Raw genomic sequence first — 2,969 nt, forward strand, 5'->3', positions numbered from 1 at the left:
CCATCTGGGGCATGATCTCGGGCCTGACGGTTACGGGCGCCTATCTGATCCACTTCAAGGTGGGCTTCTCGCCCATGGTCATCGGCATCACCGCCCTGGTGCTGGCCCTGGCCGGGTTCGTGCTGCATCTGGGCGCGTCCCAAGACAGCGGGCGGCGCTTCACTCCCTTCGCGGCGGCCTCGGGGCTGCTGGTCCTGACCGGGCTGGCGGCGTTCCTCGGGCTGTTCCCCGGGGCGGCCGCGGGGACACCCGAGGACTGGTTCCTGGGCATCTCGCCCGAGGGCTTCGGCGCCGTCGGCATGGTCATCAGCTTCGCCGTCTCGATCGTCGTGACCCTGGCCACGCCCGCTCCGCCGGCCGCGGTCCAGGCCATGGTGGAGGAGATCCGCCTGCCGTCGGTAAATTAGACTCCGGACAAAAAAACAGAGTCCAGAGTCTGATTGCGCCGCCCGCCCGCATGGGCCGGGTGAGACTCCTTGATCGAAAAAGAGTGCAATGAGAGTCTCAGTGCGCGCGCCCGTCCTCCCTTCCCCGCGCAGACTAGCAGGGCGCGGGAGAGGTGGGGCGAAACAGGCGCCTCGCCAGTCGCAAACCCTTGCCGGGCTTGCGACTGGCTTATGGAAATGGGGAGATTGGCGGCCTATTCGCCGCGCACGTGTTCGTTCAGGAAAGCCAGATAGGCCTCCGAGGCGGTGATGCGGTTCTCCCGCCGCTGGAAGCCATGGCCCTCGTCGGGGAACAGGACGTACTCCACCGGCACGTCGTTGGCGCGGATGGCGGCGACCAGTTCGTCGCTTTCGACCTGGAGCACGCGCGGGTCGTTGGCGCCCTGCACCACCAGCATGGGCCGGACGATGTTGGAGGCGTGGAACAGGGGCGAGATGCGGCGATGGCGCTCGGCGTCTGTGGCCGGGTCGCCCATTTCGTCATAGAGGGCGTCGCGCTGGGCGCCCCACCAGGGCGGGATGGACTCCAGGGTGCGGACCCAGTTGGTCACCCCGAAGATGTTGACCCCCGCCTCGAAGGCTTCCGGGTGGAAGGCCAGGGCCGCAGCCGTGATGTAGCCGCCGTAGGAGCCGCCCATCACCGCCACCTGATCGTCGGCAACCCAGTCCTGATCACGCAGCCACTGGCCGCCGTCGACGATGTCCTGAAGGTCGGCCTCGCCGTGGGCGCGGTCGTCCATGTGGAAGAAGGTCTTGCCGTAGCCGGACGAGCCCCGGTTGTTGGCGCCCAGCACCGCATAGCCGTGATTGACCAGATGCTGGACCATGGCCGAATAGCCGCGCCGGGTCTGGCCGCCCGGGCCGCCATGCACCAGCACCAGCGCAGGGACCGGATTGTCGGCCGAGGCGCCGCGGGGGCGATACAGCACCGCCGGGATCTCCACCCCGTCCGAGGCGCGGTAGCGGACGATGGTGGCCTCCACCAGATCGCTTTCGGCGATGGCGGGGTTCAGGGCCGTGGTCAGGCGTCGCGCCTGTCCGGTCGCCATGTCCGCCACGAACACGTCCGACGGCGAGGTGTCGGAGGAGACGGTGAAGGCGACTGTGCTCTCGTCGTCATTGAAACGCACCTGGGCGATGTCGCCGTCCGGCACGCCGGTCAGGGCGACGGGCTGGTTGGTGGTGGTGTCCAGCAGGGTCAGTTCGGTGGAGGCGTCGGCGTTGACGGCGGACACCCGGTAGCGGCCCGAGGGTGAGAAGGCGACGTACATCACGTCCCAGTCAGCGGCCAGATACGGCGTCTTCTCGCCGGTGGCCAGGTCATGGCGCCAGGCCTGATTGAACTCGCCGTGCGCGTTGGTGGCGTAGATCAGGGCCGAGTTGTCGGGAGTGAAATCATAGGTCCCGTGCGAGACGTTTCCCTCATGCTCCGTCACGAGCACCGGCTCGCCGCCGGTCTGCAGGTCCACCAGATAGACGTCGGAGTCCGCCGAGGTGATGGGCTTGTCCATGGCCAGCCAGCGCCCGTCGCGGGAGATGGCCGAGATGAACATGCCGGGGTTCTCGTAAACCAGCCGGCTCTCATAGGTAGCCGCGTCATAGGCGTAGAGGTCGAAAACCTGCGGGTCGCGGGCGTTGGAGGTGATCCAGAAGGTGGCGCCGTCGGCGCTCCAGCCCAGCAGGTCGGCCTTGACGTTCTCGCCCGGCGTCAGGTCGCGGACCGATCCGTCCTCCTCGCGCACATAGACATGGGTCAGTTCGCTGCCGCCGCCGCCGGAATCGGCGGTCAGCAGCACCCGGCCGTCGTTGGGAAAGTAGCTCTCGGCGAAGGTGGCCACGTCGGTGGAGGCGCTGAGCGGGACCGGATCGCCGCCGGCTATGGGCAGGGCCCATGCGTTGAACACGCCGGTGCGGTCGCTGGAGATCAGGATCGAGGACCCGTCCGGCGAGAAGGCCGCGCCCGACGGGCTGGCCATGCCATAGCTGGTGGTCTCGAAGAACTGGGCGGCGGTGTAGGTGCGCGGCGCTTCGGCCGATGCGGACGCCTGGGCCAGAGCCGGGGCGGGGGCGATCAGGGCGGGAACGGCGGCGGTCAGGGCGAGCGCCGAGACCAGGCAGGCGAGCTTACGCATGGAAAACCCCTCTATCGATGATGATCTCTAGAGGCGTCATCCCATCACGGCGGATGCAGGCTGTCGCGGAATTAATCGCCGGTCGTTGAGCCGACGGTAACCGGGACCGTGGCAGGGAGAGCGCTTAACTGCCGGGGAACGCCCATGTCCGTCGCGCCAGCGCGCACCGATCGTCGCGGAGACATCCAGGGCCTGAGGGCCGTCGGCGCCTTGCTGGTCGCCGTGTTTCACATCTGGTTCGCCCGGGTGTCCGGCGGCGTGGACGTGTTCTTCGTGGTGTCCGGTTTCCTGCTGATCGGCTCGCTGGGCCGGGAGGCGGTGGCCAAGGGCTCGGTGGACGTGATCCGCTACGCCGCCAAGCTGGCCAAGCGGCTGTTGCCCGCGTCCCTGT

General features: G+C 68.1%; 2 protein-coding genes and 1 pseudogene. 2 read left to right on the forward strand and 1 reads right to left on the reverse strand.

Translation table 11 applies throughout. The annotated features are described in order from the left end of the window. The coding region (locus C0461_RS14090) for a hypothetical protein (RefSeq protein ID WP_292107905.1) at window positions 1–407 on the forward strand (407 nt) is incomplete at its 5' end. A 233-nt stretch (window positions 408–640) separates the two neighbouring features. On the opposite strand, the gene C0461_RS14095 is transcribed toward C0461_RS14090, so the two are convergent. Continuing rightward, complete coding sequence (locus C0461_RS14095) at window positions 641–2,578, reverse strand: S9 family peptidase (RefSeq protein WP_292107906.1); 1,938 nt, start codon at window positions 2,576–2,578, stop codon at window positions 641–643. 144 nt (window positions 2,579–2,722) lie between these two features. Between C0461_RS14095 and C0461_RS14100 the strand changes: the two are divergent. Beyond that, a pseudogene (locus C0461_RS14100) lies at window positions 2,723–2,969 on the forward strand (hypothetical protein); the annotation flags it as partial.

It is taken from the genome of Brevundimonas sp., assembly GCF_013823285.1.
GTDB lineage: Bacteria > Pseudomonadota > Alphaproteobacteria > Caulobacterales > Caulobacteraceae > Brevundimonas.

Excerpts from the sequence above, each read along its gene's own strand:
- C0461_RS14095 (WP_292107906.1), bottom strand. The coding sequence starts at position 2,578 with ATGCGTAAGCTCGCCTGCCTGGTCTCGGCGCTCGCCCTGACCGCCGCC.